The sequence below is a fragment of the Ruminococcus albus 7 = DSM 20455 genome (assembly GCF_000179635.2).
In the GTDB taxonomy this organism is placed as follows: Bacteria; Bacillota; Clostridia; order Oscillospirales; family Ruminococcaceae; genus Hominimerdicola; species Hominimerdicola alba.
Map to the genome: position 1 here is coordinate 1761240 of NC_014833.1, position 20151 is coordinate 1781390.

14 protein-coding genes and 1 tRNA gene are annotated in these 20151 nt (G+C 42.5%); 9 read left to right on the forward strand and 6 right to left on the reverse strand.

What is annotated here, in order from left to right; all coding sequences use genetic code 11:
• The first annotated feature begins 3 nt into the window (after positions 1-3).
• Positions 4-3027, forward strand: coding sequence for an ABC transporter ATP-binding protein/permease (locus tag RUMAL_RS07805; RefSeq protein ID WP_013498195.1), 3024 nt, complete (start codon positions 4-6; stop codon positions 3025-3027).
• A 270-nt stretch (positions 3028-3297) separates the two neighbouring features.
• Here RUMAL_RS07805 and RUMAL_RS21310 read toward each other — a convergent pair whose 3' ends face one another.
• From RUMAL_RS21310 to RUMAL_RS07825, 5 genes are all read right to left on the reverse strand, one after another.
• Complete coding sequence (locus tag RUMAL_RS21310) at positions 3298-3447, reverse strand: cyclic lactone autoinducer peptide (RefSeq protein WP_013498196.1); 150 nt, start codon at positions 3445-3447, stop codon at positions 3298-3300.
• 86 nt (positions 3448-3533) lie between these two features.
• Positions 3534-4124, reverse strand: coding sequence for an accessory gene regulator ArgB-like protein (locus RUMAL_RS07810; protein WP_013498197.1), 591 nt, complete (start codon positions 4122-4124; stop codon positions 3534-3536).
• Positions 4125-4221: 97 nt separating this feature from the next.
• Complete coding sequence (locus RUMAL_RS07815; RefSeq protein WP_013498198.1) at positions 4222-5499, reverse strand: sensor histidine kinase; 1278 nt, start codon at positions 5497-5499, stop codon at positions 4222-4224.
• Positions 5499-6209: a LytR/AlgR family response regulator transcription factor gene (locus RUMAL_RS07820; protein ID WP_013498199.1), complete on the reverse strand. Its 711-nt coding sequence runs from the start codon at positions 6207-6209 to the stop codon at positions 5499-5501. The genes RUMAL_RS07815 and RUMAL_RS07820 overlap by 1 nt, the downstream gene beginning before the upstream one ends.
• A 201-nt stretch (positions 6210-6410) precedes the next feature.
• Positions 6411-8957 carry a transglutaminase domain-containing protein gene (locus RUMAL_RS07825; protein WP_013498200.1) on the reverse strand — a complete coding sequence of 849 codons (2547 nt, stop codon included), beginning with the start codon at positions 8955-8957 and terminating at the stop codon, positions 6411-6413.
• Positions 8958-9615: 658 nt separating this feature from the next.
• Between RUMAL_RS07825 and RUMAL_RS07830 the strand changes: the two genes are divergently transcribed.
• From RUMAL_RS07830 to RUMAL_RS07865, 8 genes are all read left to right on the forward strand, one after another.
• Positions 9616-10380: a DUF4261 domain-containing protein gene (locus RUMAL_RS07830; RefSeq protein WP_013498201.1), complete on the forward strand. Its 765-nt coding sequence runs from the start codon at positions 9616-9618 to the stop codon at positions 10378-10380.
• A 1-nt stretch (position 10381) separates the two neighbouring features.
• Positions 10382-11032, forward strand: a complete 651-nt coding sequence (locus RUMAL_RS07835; protein WP_013498202.1) for an HAD family hydrolase — start codon at positions 10382-10384, stop codon at positions 11030-11032.
• 89 nt (positions 11033-11121) lie between these two features.
• A tRNA-Arg gene (locus tag RUMAL_RS07840) sits at positions 11122-11198 on the forward strand.
• A 252-nt stretch (positions 11199-11450) separates the two neighbouring features.
• Positions 11451-12062 (forward strand): hypothetical protein, encoded by a 612-nt coding sequence (locus RUMAL_RS07845; RefSeq protein ID WP_013498203.1) that lies wholly within the window; start codon positions 11451-11453, stop codon positions 12060-12062.
• A 207-nt stretch (positions 12063-12269) separates the two neighbouring features.
• Positions 12270-13472: a carbohydrate-binding domain-containing protein gene (locus RUMAL_RS07850; RefSeq protein ID WP_013498204.1), complete on the forward strand. Its 1203-nt coding sequence runs from the start codon at positions 12270-12272 to the stop codon at positions 13470-13472.
• Between the two features lie 136 nt (positions 13473-13608).
• Positions 13609-14283 carry a response regulator transcription factor gene (locus RUMAL_RS07855; RefSeq protein ID WP_013498205.1) on the forward strand — a complete coding sequence of 225 codons (675 nt, stop codon included), beginning with the start codon at positions 13609-13611 and terminating at the stop codon, positions 14281-14283.
• The gene (locus RUMAL_RS07860; protein ID WP_013498206.1) at positions 14273-15706 is read left to right on the forward strand and encodes a HAMP domain-containing sensor histidine kinase; all 1434 of its coding nucleotides are present in this window, start codon (positions 14273-14275) and stop codon (positions 15704-15706) included. The genes RUMAL_RS07855 and RUMAL_RS07860 overlap by 11 nt, the downstream gene beginning before the upstream one ends.
• Before the next feature lie 157 nt (positions 15707-15863).
• Entirely contained in the window at positions 15864-17984 is a 2121-nt protein-coding gene (locus RUMAL_RS07865; RefSeq protein WP_013498207.1) for a carbohydrate-binding domain-containing protein, read from the forward strand.
• 133 nt (positions 17985-18117) lie between these two features.
• Here the strand turns inward: RUMAL_RS07865 and RUMAL_RS07870 are convergent, their stop codons facing one another.
• Positions 18118-19626 carry an amidohydrolase family protein gene (locus RUMAL_RS07870; RefSeq protein WP_013498208.1) on the reverse strand — a complete coding sequence of 503 codons (1509 nt, stop codon included), beginning with the start codon at positions 19624-19626 and terminating at the stop codon, positions 18118-18120.
• Between the last annotated feature and the right edge of the window lie 525 nt (positions 19627-20151).

The window sequence follows — 20151 nt, forward strand, 5'->3', positions numbered from 1 at the left end:
TTTATGTTAAGTTTGAATAACATAACCAAGGACTACGTCGTAGGCGATACTACCGTGCAGGCGCTGCGTGGTGTAAGTATCGATTTCCGTGAGAGCGAGTTCGTTTCGATACTCGGACAGTCGGGCTGCGGAAAAACAACTCTGCTGAACATTATCGGCGGACTTGACAGGTATACCAGTGGTGACCTTAACATCAACGGAAAGTCCACAAAGGATTTTAAGGATGCTGACTGGGACAGCTACCGCAATCATTCAATAGGCTTTGTATTTCAGAGCTACAACCTTATACCACACCAGACGGTGCTTGCCAATGTTGAGCTTGCACTCACTCTTTCAGGTGTACCTAAGTCAGAAAGAAGAAAGCGTGCTGTTGAAGCACTCCAGCAGGTGGGTCTGGGCGATCAGCTGAACAAAAAGCCAAACCAGATGTCAGGCGGACAGATGCAGCGTGTGGCTATTGCACGAGCACTGGTAAATGATCCTGATATACTCCTGGCAGATGAGCCCACAGGTGCTCTTGATACGGAAACAAGCGTACAGATAATGGAGATACTTAAAAAGATCTCCAAAAATAAGCTTATAATAATGGTCACCCATAACCCCGAGCTTGCCGAGCAATATTCATCACGTATAATAAAGCTGCTTGACGGTAAGGTAATAGATGACTCCGATCCGTACAATGCTATGGCTGTAAAGGAAGAAAAGTCTGCGGCTGAGAAAAAGAAAGAGCGCAAGAAGCTGAAGACATCCATGAGTTTCCTGACAGCGCTGAGCCTCAGCCGGAACAACCTGCTCACCAAAAAGGCAAGAACTCTGCTGACCTCCTTTGCAGGCTCCATAGGTATTATAGGTATCGCACTTATACTTTCGATATCCAACGGTGTACAGATATATATCGACCAGGTGCAGTCGGATACACTTTCGACCTACCCACTGACCATCGAGCAGACCACTGCAAGCATAGGTGAGATAATGAACATGATGGCGGAGGACAAAGAGGCATCCCGCGATCATGATATGGATAAAGTCTACTCCCAGAACCAGATGGCGCGAATGATAAATACCATGATGCAGGAGACCAAGGTCAACAATCTTGAAAAGTTCAAGACATTCCTTGATAATAATGATGAGATCAAGAAGCTTACCAGCGATATAAAGTACGGTTACGCTACTACCCTCAACGTGTTCAAGGCTGATACATCCGATGGCGCATATCAGGTAAACCCATCTCAGGTGCTTATGGATATGGGTTATCTCAGCGAAACACAGATGATGGGTATGTCTATGGGCAGCTCAATGGGCGGCATGGATGTTTGGACAGAAATGATCGACAACGATGAACTGCTCAAGTCCCAATATGATATCATCGCAGGACGTATGCCTGAGAAGTACAGCGAAGCTGTGCTGATAGTTGATAAGCACAACGAGATAAATGACTATATCCTTTACTCGCTTGGTCTGCTGGACTCAACTGAACTGAACGGTATCGTCAGAAGAGCCATAACCGGCGAGGAAGTAAAGCTGAGCAACGAACAGCACAGCTATACCTATGATGAACTTCTGAAATTGAAATTCAAGGTAGTTCCCACTACTGATTTCTACCGCAAGAAAGACGGTGTGTGGGAGGATATGAAGAACGACTACGATTATATGACAGATGTAGTCAATAATGGTCTTGAGGTAAACATTGTCGGAATTATAAGACCTAACGAGGATGCAGCAGCTACCTCCCTCAACGGCGGTATCGCCTATAAGCATGAGCTTATGGAGTATCTTGTCAATGAAGTCAAGAACAGTGATATCATCAAGGAGCAGCAGGCAAATCCAGATATCGACGTTTTTACAGGTCTGAAATTCAAGACAGATGATACTGAGCCTGATGAGGATAAAAACAGCGATCAGGAGCCTACCCCTGCTGAAACTGTTGAAAAGACTCAGGATAACGACAGCGGAGCACCTCAGCTGACAGAAGAGCAGAAGGCTGCACTTATGGCAGGTCAGAAGCCCGAAGGCATGACCGACGAAGAATTCGCAGCGCTGATGTCACAGATGTCTTCCGAGGTACCCGCAGCTTCTGAACAGCAGCCCAAGCTTACCGACGAACAGCTCGCCGCACTTATGGCAGGACAGATCCCCGAGGGTATGACCGAGGAGGAGGTAGCCGCATATATGGCACAGGGCGGTGATCAGCAGCAGGTACAAGACCTAACAAATATGGGCATGGATGCTATGTCAGGTCTTGATATGGGTGCTCTTATGAACGGCGGAGGAGATCTTATGAAAGGTCTTACTGACGCACAGAAGGAATTTCTTGCAAGCCTTTCCGAAGAACAGCTTGCTATGATGCAGGGAATGATATCAGAAACTACTCAGCAGAACCTTGATCAGCTGGCTAACAGCGGCAAGTACTCTAATACTACCTATGATGCGAATCTGGTGGTACTCGGCTATGCAACACTGGAAAATCCCAGCAGTATAAACATCTATCCAAAGGATTTTGCTTCTAAAGAGCGCATAATCGATCTTATAGATGATTACAACGATCAGGCTGAGGACGCTGACAAGATAGAGTATACCGATATAGTTGGTGTTATGATGTCCTCGGTTACCTCAATAATCAATGCTATAAGCTATGTGCTGATAGCGTTTGTTGCGATATCACTTATAGTATCATCTATAATGATAGGCATCATCACCTATATCTCCGTACTTGAAAGAACGAAGGAGATCGGTATACTGCGTTCGATCGGTGCTTCCAAGCGCGATATCTCCCGTGTATTCAATGCTGAAACAGTCATTGTCGGATTTATCGCAGGTGCGCTGGGTGTAGGTATCTCTTATCTGCTCACCATACCGATAAATATGATAATCGCACACCTTACAACTGTTCCTATGAGAGCTTCAATACCTTATGCAGCAGCCATTATACTTGTTGTTATAAGCGTACTGCTCACATTGATAGCAGGTCTGTTCCCGTCACGTATCGCGGCGAAGAAAGATCCTGTCATCGCACTCAGAACAGAGTAAGCCTTCAGAATAAAACTATCATATAAAAGTAAAGGTTGCGTGACCGTAAAAACGGCTGCGCAGCTTTTCTTATCCTGCTTGTAAAAAACCATCGCCTGAGCATATTTATCTGCAGCTCAGGCGATGGTTTTCACAATTTTCAAGTAGGTATAAACATAACTTTTTTAGCACCTGCCAACAAAACAGCGGGATAGCATTATGAAGCTGCCCGCTGTTTTAAATGACAGATCTTGCTAATGGGGTTATGGGGAAATCAAAAATAGTATAATGTTATTTGCTGAATTTACTGATACCATCCGGCTCCTTTGGTTGATGATACCAGAATATGCAGGCTTTCTTGCTGTTTGATACGCCAAGTGATAAAGCTAGTGTTGCCAGTGCCGAACCGGAACTTACCATGATCTTTTTCCAAATTTTCATGTTCTTTCACTCCTTCTGAAATTATATATCTATCCTCATATCACGCGATCATGAGGATCACCGACGTATTTTATATCAACCTGATTTCAGCGAATCTTTGTTTTTCTTTTTTTATTTTTGGAGCTTTCGGCAATCATAGCTGCAGCAACGGTGAATACTCCCGATGCCGCATAAAAGCAGAGCCTCACGTTCACTGTTATTGTAACTATGCAGAACAGTGTCCATATCCCTGCCCATATCACCGAACTGTTTCTCAGCTTTCTGCACTTTTCAGCACTCAGTGGTTTGTTGGGATGCTCGACCGGTGAAAGCAGAATGATAATGATGTTTGACAGTATAAGCATGAGCATTGAATCGATCATCATTGAAGCTTCAGGAATATATTTAACTGTAAATACGAATATCAGCATAACAGTCATCAGCAGAATTGAACATCTCAGATGAGTATCCGCGTGATAACCTCCTGCGTTTACTCTTAGTGTCATGAATGAAGCCAGATTTATCAGACATGGCAGGAATGATCTTGTGAGCAACGCTATCGTTAATGATATGATCAGATTAAGTACAGTCGAAAGCAGAAGTTCCATGCCGTATGAATAAACATCCTCGTCCTCTGCCTTGATTATATTATTGTCAATAAAAAAACACGCTGATCTTTTTGCAAGCCTGGAGATCATTTATTTTCACCGCCTGACATAAGTATAGCGTGTTTGATAAAATTTTTCAATTCCTTTTGCATGAAGTGTGTCCTTTAGTGCGTGAAGTGACATGGCGTTAATACTTTATTATTATGTCCACACAGAAGATTTCACATTCGCATTTGAATTTTATGATACCGTTCAATTCCTCGACCGCTTTCCTGATACTGCCTATACCAAGACCATGAGAGGACAGATCGCTTTTTTCTGTGCGCAGATCATTTACATCTACAGGGTTGGATGAGTTTGAGATGCTTATATGCAGGTTGCCGTTTATCTGACTTATCCTTATGCTTATGAATTTATCCTCGCCGTGATACCTCTCACAGCCCTCTATCGCATTGTCAAGAAGATTTGCAAATATCCTGCACAGCTGAAGATCATCAAGTTCGATCTTATCAGTAACTGTTATCTGTGTAACATAATCAATACCGCGTTTCAAAGCCTCCTGCCATTTCAGATTAACGATGGAGTCTACGGAGGATATGCCGGTATAGCATACACCACTTGATTCGGAAAGCCTGTCCTGAAGATCGTTCAGATGTTTTATTGCCTCAATGGTCCTGCCTTTTTCAAACATATCGTTTGCAACGGCGATCTGATTTTTGAAATCATGTCTCAGTGTGCGTATCTCATTGTACTTATTTTCTATCAGTTTGTAGTTTTCTTCATCGTTTTTCAGCTGCTGCTCCATCAGTGCCATTTTCAACTGATTTGCGTATACATCAAAGAAATCAAATACAAAAAGATTCAGGGTTAGCAGCCCCACAGCAGATACGATAAATATTATTGAGTCTTTTGCACCTTCGCGATTCGGGTCAAACATACTATACAGGATAAGTATGCTGAACAGTGGCGTAAGCACTATCGCAAACCAGTTCCTGAGAGGTATGCTGCGGGTCTTGTTTTTCAGGAATTCTATGACATACACCGAAAGCCAGAACATGAGTATTTTTGATATTATCATACCGATATACCGTCCCTTGCCCGAAGAAAGCTGATCCATCGGCGTACCCAGGTCAAGCATATGAAGTACGGCTATGGGTATAAATTCTGATACCAGCGCTATCACGATAAACATCACCGAATAAAATACCCGTTCTATAAGGTTTACGTTGAACCATATCCGTGTGGTCATAACAAGCAGGAGCAGAGTGGCTCCAAGATTCAGCAACGGTACAGGCATCAAAAAGGATATGGCTGAAAATGCAGATATTGATATCAACATCATTAAAGCGATCCCTTTTGAACCATGATAGTATTTCCCTTTGAATATGTTGAATAAAAAGAATACTATTATCACAGATTCAGCAGTATTGTTTAGCAGCTCAGCTATGATCTCATTACCTGTCATTATATGCACCTGCTTTTCGTGTATTCAATAAAAGCTTCGACTATATCCTTGTAGTGCCTGCGGCTTATATAAAGATGCTCACCGTTTTTAAGGAGCAGTCTGTCCTTTTCTACAAAATCTATATTCGCTGCATTTACAAGGTGACTTCTGTCAGGCTTTGCAAAATACATACCTTTGAAAGTGTCTTCATAATCCTTGAGCTTGCCTGTTGTCCTGTGGCATTTATCTGCAAGGTGTATGATTATTTCACGTGAGTATACCTCGATGTAGTAGATATCATCTATCATAAGCTTTTGAAGAACATCATTACTGTATATGGTGATATACTTCAGTTTTCTGTTGTATTCATTTATTGTATCCTTTATCTGCTTTATGTATATGGGTCGCGGCTGATCTTTAAGAATATAGCGGAAAGCGTTTACCTCATATCCTGAATAAACGAATTTTTCATAATTGGTAAGAAATGCAAGGATAACGTTGCGGTCAAGTGAGCGGATGTATTCGGCTGTTTTAAGACCATCCATCTCAGCCATTTCAATGTCCATAAAAATAATATCGAACTGACCTCTGGTAAAATTTGAAATTATATCCTCACCACTGTTGAATGACCTGAAATGAAAGCGAGTTGTATCTCCGTAGATCTCAGTAATATCATTAAGCAGTGTATCTATACATATCTTTTCATCATCACATATTGCTATATTGATCAAGGCTTCCACCTTCCTTGTAAATAATTTACTTATATAAGTATAACATTTGTTTTAAAATTAATCAAGTGTTGATTTAATATTATTTGTTGATTTTCTGATCTGATATGTTTGTTCATATCTTTGCATACAGTTCATTTTTTTGTGAGATCTTTATAGCAAAAATATCCCGTAAGCGATGAGAAAAACGCTTACGGGAGTATGTTATGATCTTATATACTGCTGTACAGCTTTTTCATAGTTATACAGTGCTCTCACAGTACTGCAAAGCTGTGAATAGGTACTGTCTTTCTCATAACGAAGCAGAGTTTCATAAACATATGTCATGGGACTTACAGTAACTTTACCGCCGTCAGCCTGCGTAACAGTGTATTTTGTTTCCAGTTTGTTAGCTGTGATATTGGGGATCTCCACGTAATTCATACCCTGTGCTGTGCCTGTAACAAATTCGACGTTTCTGTTACCGTTTTCTTTTACAGTGCAAGAGGAAACATCGCCTTTGTAGTAAAGCCTTAATGCTGTTTCTGAACGAAGCAGCAGCGACTGACCGTAGTACGTTGTTTTATTGCCGTTGCTCACACTTGAAGCAAAGTCTCTTACATCGTAAGATGTAAGCCCTGTAACAGTTTCAGCGGATGTGGTGCCGTCGAAGAAGGCTTTGGCATTGTTGCCGTATACCTTTAAAGCGTCAGCCAGTGCAGCGAGTTTTTCGTTGCTGTTTTCGCTCAGCTTGTCAAGATATTCAACAGGGGAGTAATCAAAGCTTCTTACATAGGGGGTGTAGTTCAGCAGCGAGAACTCGGTGGTATTACCGTTGCCGTAGCAGAAGCTTATGTTTACCTTTTCGTTGATATCCTTAGGCGGCAGCAGGTAAGTGACTCTGTATCTGTATTTCTCATCGTGTGAAAGTTTTGATAATGGGATCTTTTCCACGCCGCTGCTTCCGTTTATAATAATATACCCGTCATCGATGATGTCATATTCGGGTTGGAAGTATACGTTCAATCCCAGCTGGCTTCCAAGTGAAACACTGAATCCGTTAATAACTGTTGTGACTATTTTATAATCTGTATCGATGACAGCATCACCCATCGAAATGGTCACTACAAGGTCATTGTCATCAGTCCATTCGTAATTGGATATATTTATAAAGGAGATCTTTGTTACTTCGTATTCATCACGCACCCTTATCGTGACCTTTGTTCCCTCATAATATTTGCCGTTTACTGCAGGCTTATCTGAACTTACAACCTCCATTGATTCAGGCAGAGTAAGGGAGCACAGATAAACGGTCTTGCTGGTTTTGTATACCTTTCTGCCGAATTCCACAGAGGCAGTATAGTGCGTATTTCCAAAACTGTCACTATATGACTCTATGCTTGCTTCAACGGTATGGTTCTCTGTGCAGTCTTTACATCTGAATGTGGCTGTTGCACTTGTCATATCATCAGACCATGTCCATGAAGGATCTCCGTAGCTGTGTTCATGTGAAGGAGAAGTATATGGTTCATCACCGAAGTCGTATACTGCTGTATAAATTGTTCCGCTGCTGTCGTTGGGAGATGACTTGTATACGGCGTATGCAATCCCGTCCTTGATATAACAGCCGTAGATACTTTTGCCGGAGGGCTTTTCAGGGGTGACCAGCACGCCTGTTTCAGAGGTCGCAGGGTCGATCCAGCATATTGAATCTGGGGTATTGTAATACAGCTTGTCACCATGCTTGAAAAGAGCTGTAAATATACCTATCCAGTAACTGTAGCCGCCGGCAGACCATCTCATGTTTTTCAGCTCGGCAACGGTCGTTTTCTTCAGAGTGCCGCTGTTTTCGCCAAGCTGGATGTCGAGCCTGACCAGCTTCTTGTTTTCATCTATGGCATATAGTCCTCCGTTCAGACCGACTATAGCGGTATTCAGATCAGTTATTCCTGAGTTATCGAAATAGGTGTCATCGGGATAGATCGTATCATAGTCAGAGTGTTTGCCGTCGTTTTTCAATGCTGTATCACTTAGGGCATAAAATGTATGGAATACCTGACCGTTGATATTGGGAGTGGGGTCATTCCAGGTTATGTCTATATTGAAGTATCTGCCCGGTATAAGCTCGGCTTTAAGCCACTGATGGTTCATACTGTCGGAGAATATTATCTCTGACCGTATACCGCACTGAGAAAGCAGATATGCATACACTTTTGAATAAAGGTCGCAGTAGCCTATCTTCTCTATCATGAAGCTGTAGGTCTGCTTGTTGGCAACATCGGGATACTCATAAGCCACATCGCTGACGAGGGCATCGTGGAGCACCAGTGCCTTTTCAAAGTTTGACATATCATCGTTGACAAGAGCCAGATACTTATCAGCCTCATTGTAGAACTCATCGAGCATACTCATGCTCGTATCTTTATCGTAGGAGTAGATAGGGATTATAGAAGTAACGTATGAACCGTTTGTATAGTATTGCAATTTCTTCCAGTAGAAAAGTTCAGGGTAATTTGCAAGGACAGCCTGCTGAAAGTCACCTATCTTGCTTGTACTGAGTCTGAGTCCGCTTATATCAATCGGGGAGGTCTGATAGGCAAGTGCAGCTTTGCCTACGGTTTTTATGTAGTCCTCCCAGTTTGCCTGTACGCGTTGGTCATAGTCTATCATGGTCGGGTCGGTCTGAGTTGCTGCCCATGTGGGTATGGAAGTAAATGCCATGCAAAGAGCAGCAATAACAGCAGTGATCCTTTTTATATTGTTTTTGTTCACGATATAGGCCTCCTCGTGTATTGTTTATAGTGTATTAAAATAATCCAAATTCTAATTTTATTTTATCACAATTAATGAGTGAAGTCAATGGACTAAATGAAAACAAATATTACATTCTCGGCCCTCGCGCGGGTACGCATCACGTCACGTACAAGGTGATTGAGGGAAGAATGTTTCTCGGTAACCATTGTCAGCTGTAGCGGAGAGTTTGTTTCCCCTCGCGCGGGTACGCATCACGTCACGTACAAGGTGATTGAGGGAAGAATGTTTCTCGGTAACCATTGTCAGCTGTAGCGGAGAGTTTGTTTCCCCTCGCGCGGGTACGCATCACGTCACGTACAAGGTGATTGAGGGAAGAATGTTTCTCGGTAACCATTGTCAGCTGTAGCGGAGAGTTTGTTTCCCCTCGCGCGGGTACGCGTCACGTCACGTACAAGGTGATTGAGGGAAGCGTGTTTCACGGTAAACATTGTCAGCTGTAAAGAAAAATGGCTATACCGTACGTATTTGTAAACGGTATTATCAAAAATGTTCTGAACGGATATGAGCAAATATATCTCACAGTGTCTTTACATTTTAAGAAATTTATGCTATAATCTAAAAGATGATCCGAACGGGGTACACCCCCATTTGCAAATCTATAACGGAGGTAATTACAATGGCTGAAAATACAGGAAACAACGAGAAAAAAGAGGGAAATGTTCTTGCAGGATTTGTCCTCTATAAAGATGCCAACATGGATTGGGCAAGGTTCAGAAAATCTTTGAAAGAGGATTGGGGCATAGAAGCCGAGGGCGAAGACGAGGTCAAGGATAACGCCATAGTATTCCACACCGAAGGTATGGTAGTTGCTTGTTCGCTTATGCCGAACCCTGTACCCAACAATGAGGCAGAGGAATGTGCTAAGAATAATATTCTCTGGAAAGACGGTGCCGCTGAAGTTGCAAAGCATCAGGCTCACGTCATGGTAGCGGTAATGAACAAGTTCGATGCTATGGAACAGGCTATCCTTTTTGCGAAGATAGCTTACAGCCTGCTAAAACTTGACAACGCAATTGGTATATACAAGAATCCCACAGTATACGAGAAGAAGTTCTATATTGATTTTGCAGAAACGATAAAAAACGGTGAGCTTCCGGTACCTATACTTCTTTATACAGGTATGTATCTTGCTAAAGACGGTCTTTGTGCATTCACACAGGGAATGACCTTCTTTGGTAAGAACGAGATGGAGATCATCGATAGTAAGCAGCAGCCTGATCAGGTGGTCGGATTTATGTTCTCCATCGAGGAATATGTTCTGAGTGAGGATGTTGAACTGAAAGACGGCGAGACCATCGGTTTTTCAGAGGAGCAGAAGCTGCCCATAAGTGTGGGTGAAGGTGTCAGCGTAAAGGGCATCACCGCAAAGATAGGTTTCTGATATGGATATCACAGGATTCAAGGCTGCAGTATTTGATCTTGACGGAACGCTCATACGCTCAAAAGGAGTATGGAGCGAGATAGACAGGCAGTTTTTCAGAAAGCGGGGGCTTGAAGTCCCCGATGATTACTGCCGTGCTGTATCCACTAAAAATTTCAGGTCTGCAGCTGTGTACACCAAAGAACTTCTCGGGCTGGAAGACAGTGTTGAGAGCATAATGCAGGAATGGCATGAAATGGCAGTATACGAATATACACATATCATCGGTGAGGTTGACGGTGCGGCTGATTTTCTCAGGTATCTTTCCGAAAAGGGGATAAAGCTGGGGCTTGCCACAGCAAACTCAGCGTCGCTTTATGAGCCTGTGCTGAAAAGGCTTGGGGTCTACTCTTTGTTTGACAGCTTTGCCACTACCGAGGAAGTTGAGCACGGCAAGGGCTTTCCTGATGTGTATGAGCTTGCTTGCGAAAGGCTTGGAGAGAGCTCTGATGATACCATAGTGTTTGAAGATCTGCCAGAGGGTATACACGGTGCAAAGCTTGGCGGATTTACTGCAGCAGCTTGTCTTGATGACCTTAGCGATGAAAGCAGGGAGATCATGCAGCAGGATGCAGACATCTGTTTTGAAAGCTACAAAGAACTTTATGAATGAAAAGTAAATGAATATATAATAATTTGTAAAACTGCATTTTGCCTATTGACAACACGCCTATATAATGCTATAATATTAGAGTTGATTGAGCGCCAGTAGCTCAGCTGGATAGAGTGACTGGCTACGAACCAGTAGGTCGGGGGTTCGAGTCCCTCCTGGCGCACCAACTAAAAATTCCCGTTAATATAGCGGAAACGCTGTATTAACGGGTTTTCTTTTGTTCATTAACGATGGAGAGTATTATAATTGCTCCTGATTTATAGCTTGATGTTTCACATATCCATCACAAAAACATACAATAATTCCACGAACTATGTCCGCTATTCCACATTGATTCTATTATCCTTTCAGATTTGTGCTGTACTATATAGCTACGGAAACAAATTCCGGACACAAAACAGAAAGGAACGTGAACACTATGAGATCATTTTCAAAATCCGCTGCCTGCATTTGTGCTTTGGTAATGGCAGCATCGACCATGACTGCTGTCAGCGTAAGTGCAGAGCAGAACAAAGGTTCAGCTGCAGCTGTTACACAGGAGAACAGCAAGTCAGAAAATACTGACGTTAAGTTCGGAAAGGTAACTGCGGTGAATGGCAGCGAAATAACTGTTGCCCTCGGAGATTTTACCAAAACGGAAAAATCTTCGGAAACTTCGGATGTGAAGGAAAAGAAAAAGCAGTCCGATGAAACATCTTCCACAGATGAACAGCAGACCGAGAAGATCAAAACAAAAGTCAAAGGTCATAAAGGCAAAGGCGGACATCGCGACAGTTTTACTGAAGACGGCACTACCGTTACGGTGACTGTCACTGATAACATTACCGTCAGCAGAAAGGGTGCAGAGGCTTCAGTATCAGACATCAGTGAGGGCGATATAATAAAGCTTGGATACAATGAAAATGCTGAACTTGAAATCGTAAAACTGATGAAAGGCCATAAACACAGCGGATCAGGTACGGAAGGCAGTTCAAAAACCCGTCCCGCAAAGAAAGCAGGCAAGTCTTCGGAACAAAGTACCGAAGCATAAATGACCCCGAATATTTTTGAACCGTGTTCCCGACAGTCATTATTGATTGTCGGGACTTTTTTCACAATACTATCACAAAGTACGACTATGATTCCACATTAAAAGCCCGACTTTCCACTTTCACTCCTTTATCTTCTCATAGAGATCATGTATCATTAGATCATAGAAACAAACAACAAGTTTCAATAACCGAAAGGAAGTGCTTTTATGAAAAAGACTTATTTAACATCAATTATAGTGTCAGCTGTTATCGTTGCTTCTATGGCAGGCTGTGGAAATATCACATCTACGGACAAAACAAACGCTGAAACATCAAAAGAGATCATCACCGAAAAGATCGCAGAGCTTTCATACAATACATCATCTGATGAGATCTTCACCGAGCGTGACCTTGAGCAGACCGCAGATACAAGCGAGTCGCAGAGTATTGCCGTTGCCGATAACAAGACGATAGATATCACCGAGGAAGGTGTGTATGTCATCAGCGGCACAGCGGAAAACTGCACCATAAATATCAATGCAGACGAAAATGCTAAGGTACAGCTCGTACTTGACGGAGTAAGCATTACCAATAACGACTTCCCTGCAATATACGTTGTTTCAGCAGACAAGGTATTTGTTACCACTACAGAAAGCGAAAATACACTTAAAGTCAGCGGAGAGTTTACAGCAGACGGTGAAACCAATACCGATGCAGTTATCTTCTCGAAAGAAGATCTTGTCCTCAACGGTACGGGTACGCTGAATGTTACTTCTGATTACGGAAACGGTATTACCTGCAAGGACGAAATGAAGATCACAGGCGGAACATACAATGTAAGTTCGGCACTTGATGCATTTGAAGCGAATGATTCTATCTCCATAAGTGATGGAAAATTCAATATCACCTCAAATAAGGACGGTATCCACTGTGAAAATGATGAACTTGAAGGTACGATAACTATCACAGGAGGATCATTTGAAATAAACGCTGTCAGCGATGGTATCCAGGCTAGTGCACTGCTGCAGATAGACAGCGGAGATCTCAATATAACAGCCGCTGAGGGACTTGAAGCTACATATATACTTATCAATGACGGCAATATCACAATAGATGCCAGCGATGACGGTATCAACGCTTCAGCGAATTCCGGCAGTTATGAAGCAGCTATAGTAATAAACGGCGGAGATATTAATGTGGCAGTAGGTCAGGGCGATACTGATGCTATCGACTCAAACGGTTCGATCTTTGTTAACGGCGGAACTATAAATGTCACCGCACAGATGTCCTCTTTCGATTACGATAAAACTGCTGAATTCAACGGTGGAACTATCATCGTCAACGGACAGGAAGTCTCGGAGATACCACAAAGCATGATGGGCGGCGGTATGAGAGGCGGAATGGGCGGCGGAAAACACAGGGGTTTCTGATACCCATAGCTGAGGCTTCCCACGATTCAAATATCCCGAGCCTGTGGCTGACATATCGGAAAAATGCTCCCTTGAAGCTTTACAAAGGGGCATTTTTCGTGTATAATGATTACAATACTATTTCAGGAGGTGCACTGTGTCAAGAATACTTATCGTTGATGATGAGCCTGATATAATCACACTGATAAGCCGTTATGCAGAACGTGAAGGCTATGAAGTCGTTACTGCTGAAGACGGCAGTCAGGCTATAGATATCTGTCGGAAAGAAGATTTCGACCTTATAGTTATGGATATCATGATGCCCGATACCGACGGTTTTACAGCCTGTAAGAAAATAAAGGAGTTCAAGGATATTCCGGTTATCATGCTGTCTGCACGCGGAACAGAGTTTGATAAGCTGTTCGGCTTTGAGGTAGGTGTTGACGATTATGTTACAAAGCCTTTCTCACCCAGGGAACTTATGGCTCGTATCAAAGCTGTGATAAATCGGAGCAAGACCGATGTTTCAGAAAATGACAGCGGTATCGTAAATATTGGAGGTATGGAGATAGATACCTTCGGGCTTACTGTGACAGTTGACGGAACAAGAAACGAATTAACAGCTAAGGAATACGCTCTGCTGATGTTTTTTGTGAATAATCGCGGCATAGTACTCACCCGCGATCAGATACTAAACGAAGTTTGGGGATATGACAGCTTCGGAGTTGACCGCACAGTTGACTGGCAGATCAAATTGCTGAGAAGTAAACTCGGTTCTTGCCGTGACTGCATTAAAACAGTTCGAGGGGTGGGATATAAATTTGAAGTATAAAGCCAGGACATTCCGCAAAAAGCTGCTGGGATATTTCATGCTGTTCACCGCGGTTATTTTTACTGTTCTATGGCTTTTGCAGACAGTATTTCTGCAAAGCTTTTACAATGGTATGATAATCAGGAACACCATATCCGCAGCTAATAAGATAATCGCATTTGACAGCGATATTACCGAAAAGCTTGATGAAATATCAAGGGACAATTCATTACTGGTATATGTCACTGATACAGACGGAAATATACTTTATTCTGCCGATGAATATAAAAAGGGACACCATGGATCTGATGAAAATGACGGCTTCGCTCAGATGAAGGGTCATAAATATGGTCGATTTCATTACAGAGAACTTCCCGATAATTTTGATGAGTTCCGCAAAGACCTTTACGATTCGGAAAACGGAGAAGCAGAATTAAAGACCGAGCAGATGTATTTCTATGGCAAGTACATAGACTATAACGGTGATAAGGCGATACTCTACCTTGGAACAAATCTGAATCCGATAGGCTCGGCTGCCCGTATAATCCGCATACAGCTTCTTATCGTAACATTTCTCTCTGTAGCCGTAGGTTTTGTGCTTGCATTGTTCATTTCAAAGAGCTTTTCACGCCCGATATCTCAGCTCAATGATAAAGCGCATACATTGGGAGAAAACTCAGATAATACAGAATTTCACAAGGGTTTCTGCTTCGAGCTTGACGAGTTGAACGAAACTCTCGACAAGACAGACGGCAAGCTGAAACAGAACAAGGAATTTCAGAACGAACTGCTTGCAAATGTATCACATGATCTGCGCACACCCCTAACTATGATAAAAGGCTATGCCGAGATGATACGTGATATATCTCATGAGGACGAACAGCAGTGTGCCGAGGACGTTGCAGTCATCGTCAGAGAAGCAGACAGGCTGACCGCTCTTGTGGGTGAGATACTTGAATATTCCGAACTGCAGATGAAGGAGTCAGAAGATATCCTTACCGACTGCGATCTTAGTGAAGTTGTAAATTCTGTCACGGAAAACTTTGAGAGCCTTTTCTCAAAAGACGGATATATCTTTGAACGCAGTGTTGCAGAGAATATCCATGTCCGCGGGAATTCATCAAGACTTACAAGAGCAGTATATAATCTCATTGATAATGCAGTGCGTCATATTGGCGATGATAAGTGGATAGGCGTTACTCTGAAAGCTGAAAACAACAAAGCAGTCATCGAGATAGCCGACCACGGGGAGGGAATTCCAGCAGATGAGCTTGAACGGATATGGGATAAATACTATACTAACCGACAGCGTGGCGGTAAAGGTGTTTCGGGACTGGGTCTTGCTATTGTGAAACAGACTGTCACTCAGCACGGCGGATTGTGCAGTGCTGTGTCGGAGGTCGGAGCAGGCAGTGTATTTCGCATTGAACTTGCTAAGCTATGATCAAACAGATAACGTAAACGGCATTCTCAGGATCGAGAGTGCCGCTTTTTGATATCGCAACATAAATTTAAGGTTCATTTAAGCATGGTCGGATATAATGGATACTGTCAATATTATAATTGACAAGAATGAGCGATATAAAAGGAGAATGATGTTTATGAAAAACAATGGTTTACGTAGGTTTTTGGCAGGAATTTCAGCTGTTTGCCTGGCTTTAACAGCAACTCCTGTTATGAGCTTTGAAGCAGAAAATGCATCATCGGGATTACCGGGAGATGCAAATTGCGATGGCACTGTGGATATTTCAGATGCAGTACTTATCATGAAAGCACTGAAAGATCCCGATAGGTTCGGCTTAGGCGGAACAAGTGCGCTGGCATTGACTAAGCAGGGCTGGATAAATGCAGACTGTGACGGCAAAGCAGACGGTGTTACTGCTGATGATGCACAGGCACTGAAAATGTACCTCATGCATAATGGAGATCTCAGCACCGGAAAGACCGGGACTGCACAGCCATCTGTAACTGAGGACCTTATGATAACTTTGTCAGACTCAGGCATGACCACGAATGCAGTTAACGAAGCTAAGATAGAAAACAATATCTGCACTATTACTCAGCCCGGAGTTTTCACAGTTAAAGGTGAAATGACAGGCGGTCAGATAGTTGTTGATGTTGACAAGACAAAATATCCCGAAGGCGTAGTTGAACTGGAACTCAGTGGAATGAGCCTTACCAATACCAGCGATTCACCGATCTATGTATCATCTATAGGAGATGAGGTCGTTATCAGCGTTAAAAAAGGAACTGATAATTACATTTCAGACGGAACAGACTATCAGAATGCTGACGGCGATACAGGAGCAATATATTCCAAAGACGATTTAAAATTCAAGGGTAAGGGAAAGCTAACTGTAAATGGAAACTCATCTGACGGAATAGTTGGCAAGGATGATATCAAGATATATAACGGAACCCTTACAATAAACGCAGTTGACGATGGAATACGCGGCAAGGACAGCGTAACTATCGGAAATGCATCAGATGACGGCAATGAACAAGATTATTCAAATCTTGATGTTACTGTTAAAACTAAGTCGGGAGACGGCATTAAAGCAACTTCTGATGAAACTTCAGCATCGAAGCAGCTGGGTATCGTCACCGTAAATGGCGGCACGATAAATATAGAATCATATGCAGACGGCATATCGGGCGAACAGTATGTCGTTATTAATGGAGGAAATCTGAACATCCGTACTTATGAAGGAAGCAGCTTTACAGGTACATCAGCCGGCAGTCAGCAGGTCAGCACAGGCGGAAGACCCGGCGGCGGTTTCGGTATGGACGGAAATCCAAATAAGACAGATATTTCTGCAAAGGGAATAAAGGCTGTAGGTCTTTTTGACGAAGCAGGTACTACATGGCAGAGTGCTGGCGATATTGTTGTAAACGGTGGTAAAATAACGATTGATTCTTCAGATGACTGCATTCACTGCGGCGGAAGTATGTACCTTTCAGGCGGAGAACTCATTCTTTCCTCTGCTGATGATGCCGCCCATGCAGATCACGATCTCACGATCGGTAACAAGAACGGAAGCTATGATGATATTGTTATATATGCCGAGAAATGTTATGAGGGTATAGAGGCTGAGAAAATATATCAGAACAGTGGTTCGGTCATCGTGAACTCAACTGATGACGGCTACAACGCAGCAGGCGGAAACGATGCATCAGGCGTAAACACAGGTATGCCATGGGGACAGGGAAGAGGAAACTTCGGCAGCAGCAGTTCTGGAGATTATGTAATTCAGTTTAATGGGGGATTTGCTATAGTAAATGCCGCAAACGGTGACCATGATGGCTATGATTCCAACGGTAATATCGAGATAAACGGCGGTTATATAATATCAAACGGAAATGAGCCGTTTGACTGCGGAGATCAAGGCAACTCTATAATCGTAAATGGCGGAACATGGATATCGAATTGTCCTTCGGGAGGAATGAGCATGGGCGGCAGTAATATGACCGCTTCGGTCACAGCTTCTTCCAATATAAGCTCTAATACCAGACTTTCGCTTGTAGGCAACGATGGTAAGGTAATAGTATCATTTATAGTTGACAAGGCAGTAAGTCAGCTTAAAGCAGGTGGCAGTGAAACCATTGGTGCATCATTCTTTACAGGCGGAACACTCAGTAACACCACATATTTCCAGCAGCTTGACCAGACACAGCCTGCTGCATACGGCGGTACGCTGACAGGTGGTACAGCTATTAAATGATTTGATCGTTTCCTGTAATTTATAAGTTTGGTTTTTATCTGATACATATAATAAACCCCTTAGAGGTCACATCTTTTATGTGACTGTTCTGAGGGGTTTATCTCATTTATTTTTTTGATTACCGAATGCTAGATCATTCCTTTGTCAGGTTAAGGGTTTTTACGAGCATATCTTCAAAAGCTATAAATTTATCCTGGTAATCTTTCTTGACAGCTTCTTTGTCCGTATTTGAAAGGAAACTGTAGTCAATGCTGTTTTCCGTAAGCTTCTTGACGAAGGTATAGTCAAGGTCATATCGCTGTACAGCGAGTGTGAATTCTTCTGTCAGAGATGTACGCAGTATACCTGGATCATCTGTGCTGATTACCATCGGAACTTCATTATCCTTGTAGAGCATAAACGGATGTGTGTCATCTTTAACACCGAGTATAAACTCGTTGCTTGTAAGGTTGATCTCGACAGCGATATTCTTTTCTTTCAGCAGCTTGATGATATTGAAGCTGTTATGTTCAAATGCAATATCCACACCGTGACCGATCCTGTCTGCAAGGGAAATATAAGTAGTTGCGTTGCTTTGATAGTTGACTGCAGCGCCTATATGATAGGTCAGATGCTCAGGGCGTATCAGTCCCATTGTAAGTTCACCTGCATGGAGAGCAGTATTCGGAGCTTTGGTATACATAGTACGCATCAGATAAAACATAGCCATATGTGCTCTGTAGAAACGCATTGAGTTCTCAGAATTCTCTGCGGCAACAAAATTGCAGCCTACGAGTATATCAGGGATTTTAGTCATTGCTTCATAAACGATATACAGCTGAGCCAGTACCATTACAGGATCACCTGTGCGTGATGCATAGCCCTGGAATCTGAACACTACGTCATCTGCAGTGACCTGTGCGGTATCAAATCTGCTGGTAAGGAATTTGCTGCAGCCATCTGCATTACGTCCTGCATCTGCCAGTGCCACATTTCTTGCAACATAATTATCTATGCTGGTGTTCAGGCAACCTGTAGATTTAAAGATATCAACGACCCTTCTGGAAAGATCTTCTAACGCTACTTGCATATTCGGTGGATAATCATTATAACGATCGCAGAGATCTATGAATTTGCTGTTAAAGTCATTATAGTCCGCTTCACTTAGTCCTGCATAGTCAGGTGCTTTCGGAGAAATACCAATGATCTCAAGATACTGAACGTTCTCTTCCTTTGCTCTTAACATTGCCTCGTGAAGAAGATCAGGCAGATCATCATCTGACGCTGCAGCACCGAACATACCAAACTCGGAGAAGAAATACTCATCAGGACCCAGCGAGTACTTATAGGGCTGATAATTGCGGATGCTCCACTTGTCGATAAGTTTCATGCGTGATTCGTGCAGATCTTTAGGGTCAGGCGGAAGCTGTTTGACTTTGGAGATGTCACTAACTGTGCTCGGATCAGGCATTGAAGTGTATAATTTTCCTGTAGAATAGTCAACATATAATTTTTTCTTGCAGGCGATCTCGAAGTACAGTTCTGCATAAGCAGCACCGGTCAGATGGTTGTGAAGATCACCGCCCTTGGGCATTGCTGCTATAAACTGGCGTAGTTTTGCTTTGTTTGTTTTGATAGATTTGAAATATTCGTTGATTGTCATAGTTGTATCGAACCCGGATCAGTGTTTTGTTTAAAGTTATATTCCGTACTGATACGGGCTTTTGGCATTTACGGTATATAACTTATACTAATATTAAGAATGAATAAAAGACCTAATGCATTACTCAACAGAACTGCATTTGGTCAAAAATAATCAGAACTGTTCACCTCCCGGGAATTATGCGATAACATCAAATGATCTTTTTTACGTGTTTAAATATATCGCATTTATACTTTAAGTGTTTTTTCAATAATAGAATTGTAACACGTATTCCGGAAAATGTCAATATTTAATTATGAAAAACAACTACAATTTTAACATATAAACAAAATCTAATTATATGTATTGTACAATTCGATAAATATTTCTGTTTTGCTGCTTTTCGAGCATCAAATACCGATGACACTGCAGAAACTGTGGCTTGTGAAAAAATGATCTATCTTGATAATGATACGATCGTATGCTATAATAAATACTGATGAAGCATTTTGCAGATACCATTCTTATTTATTTGAGATGGTCGCT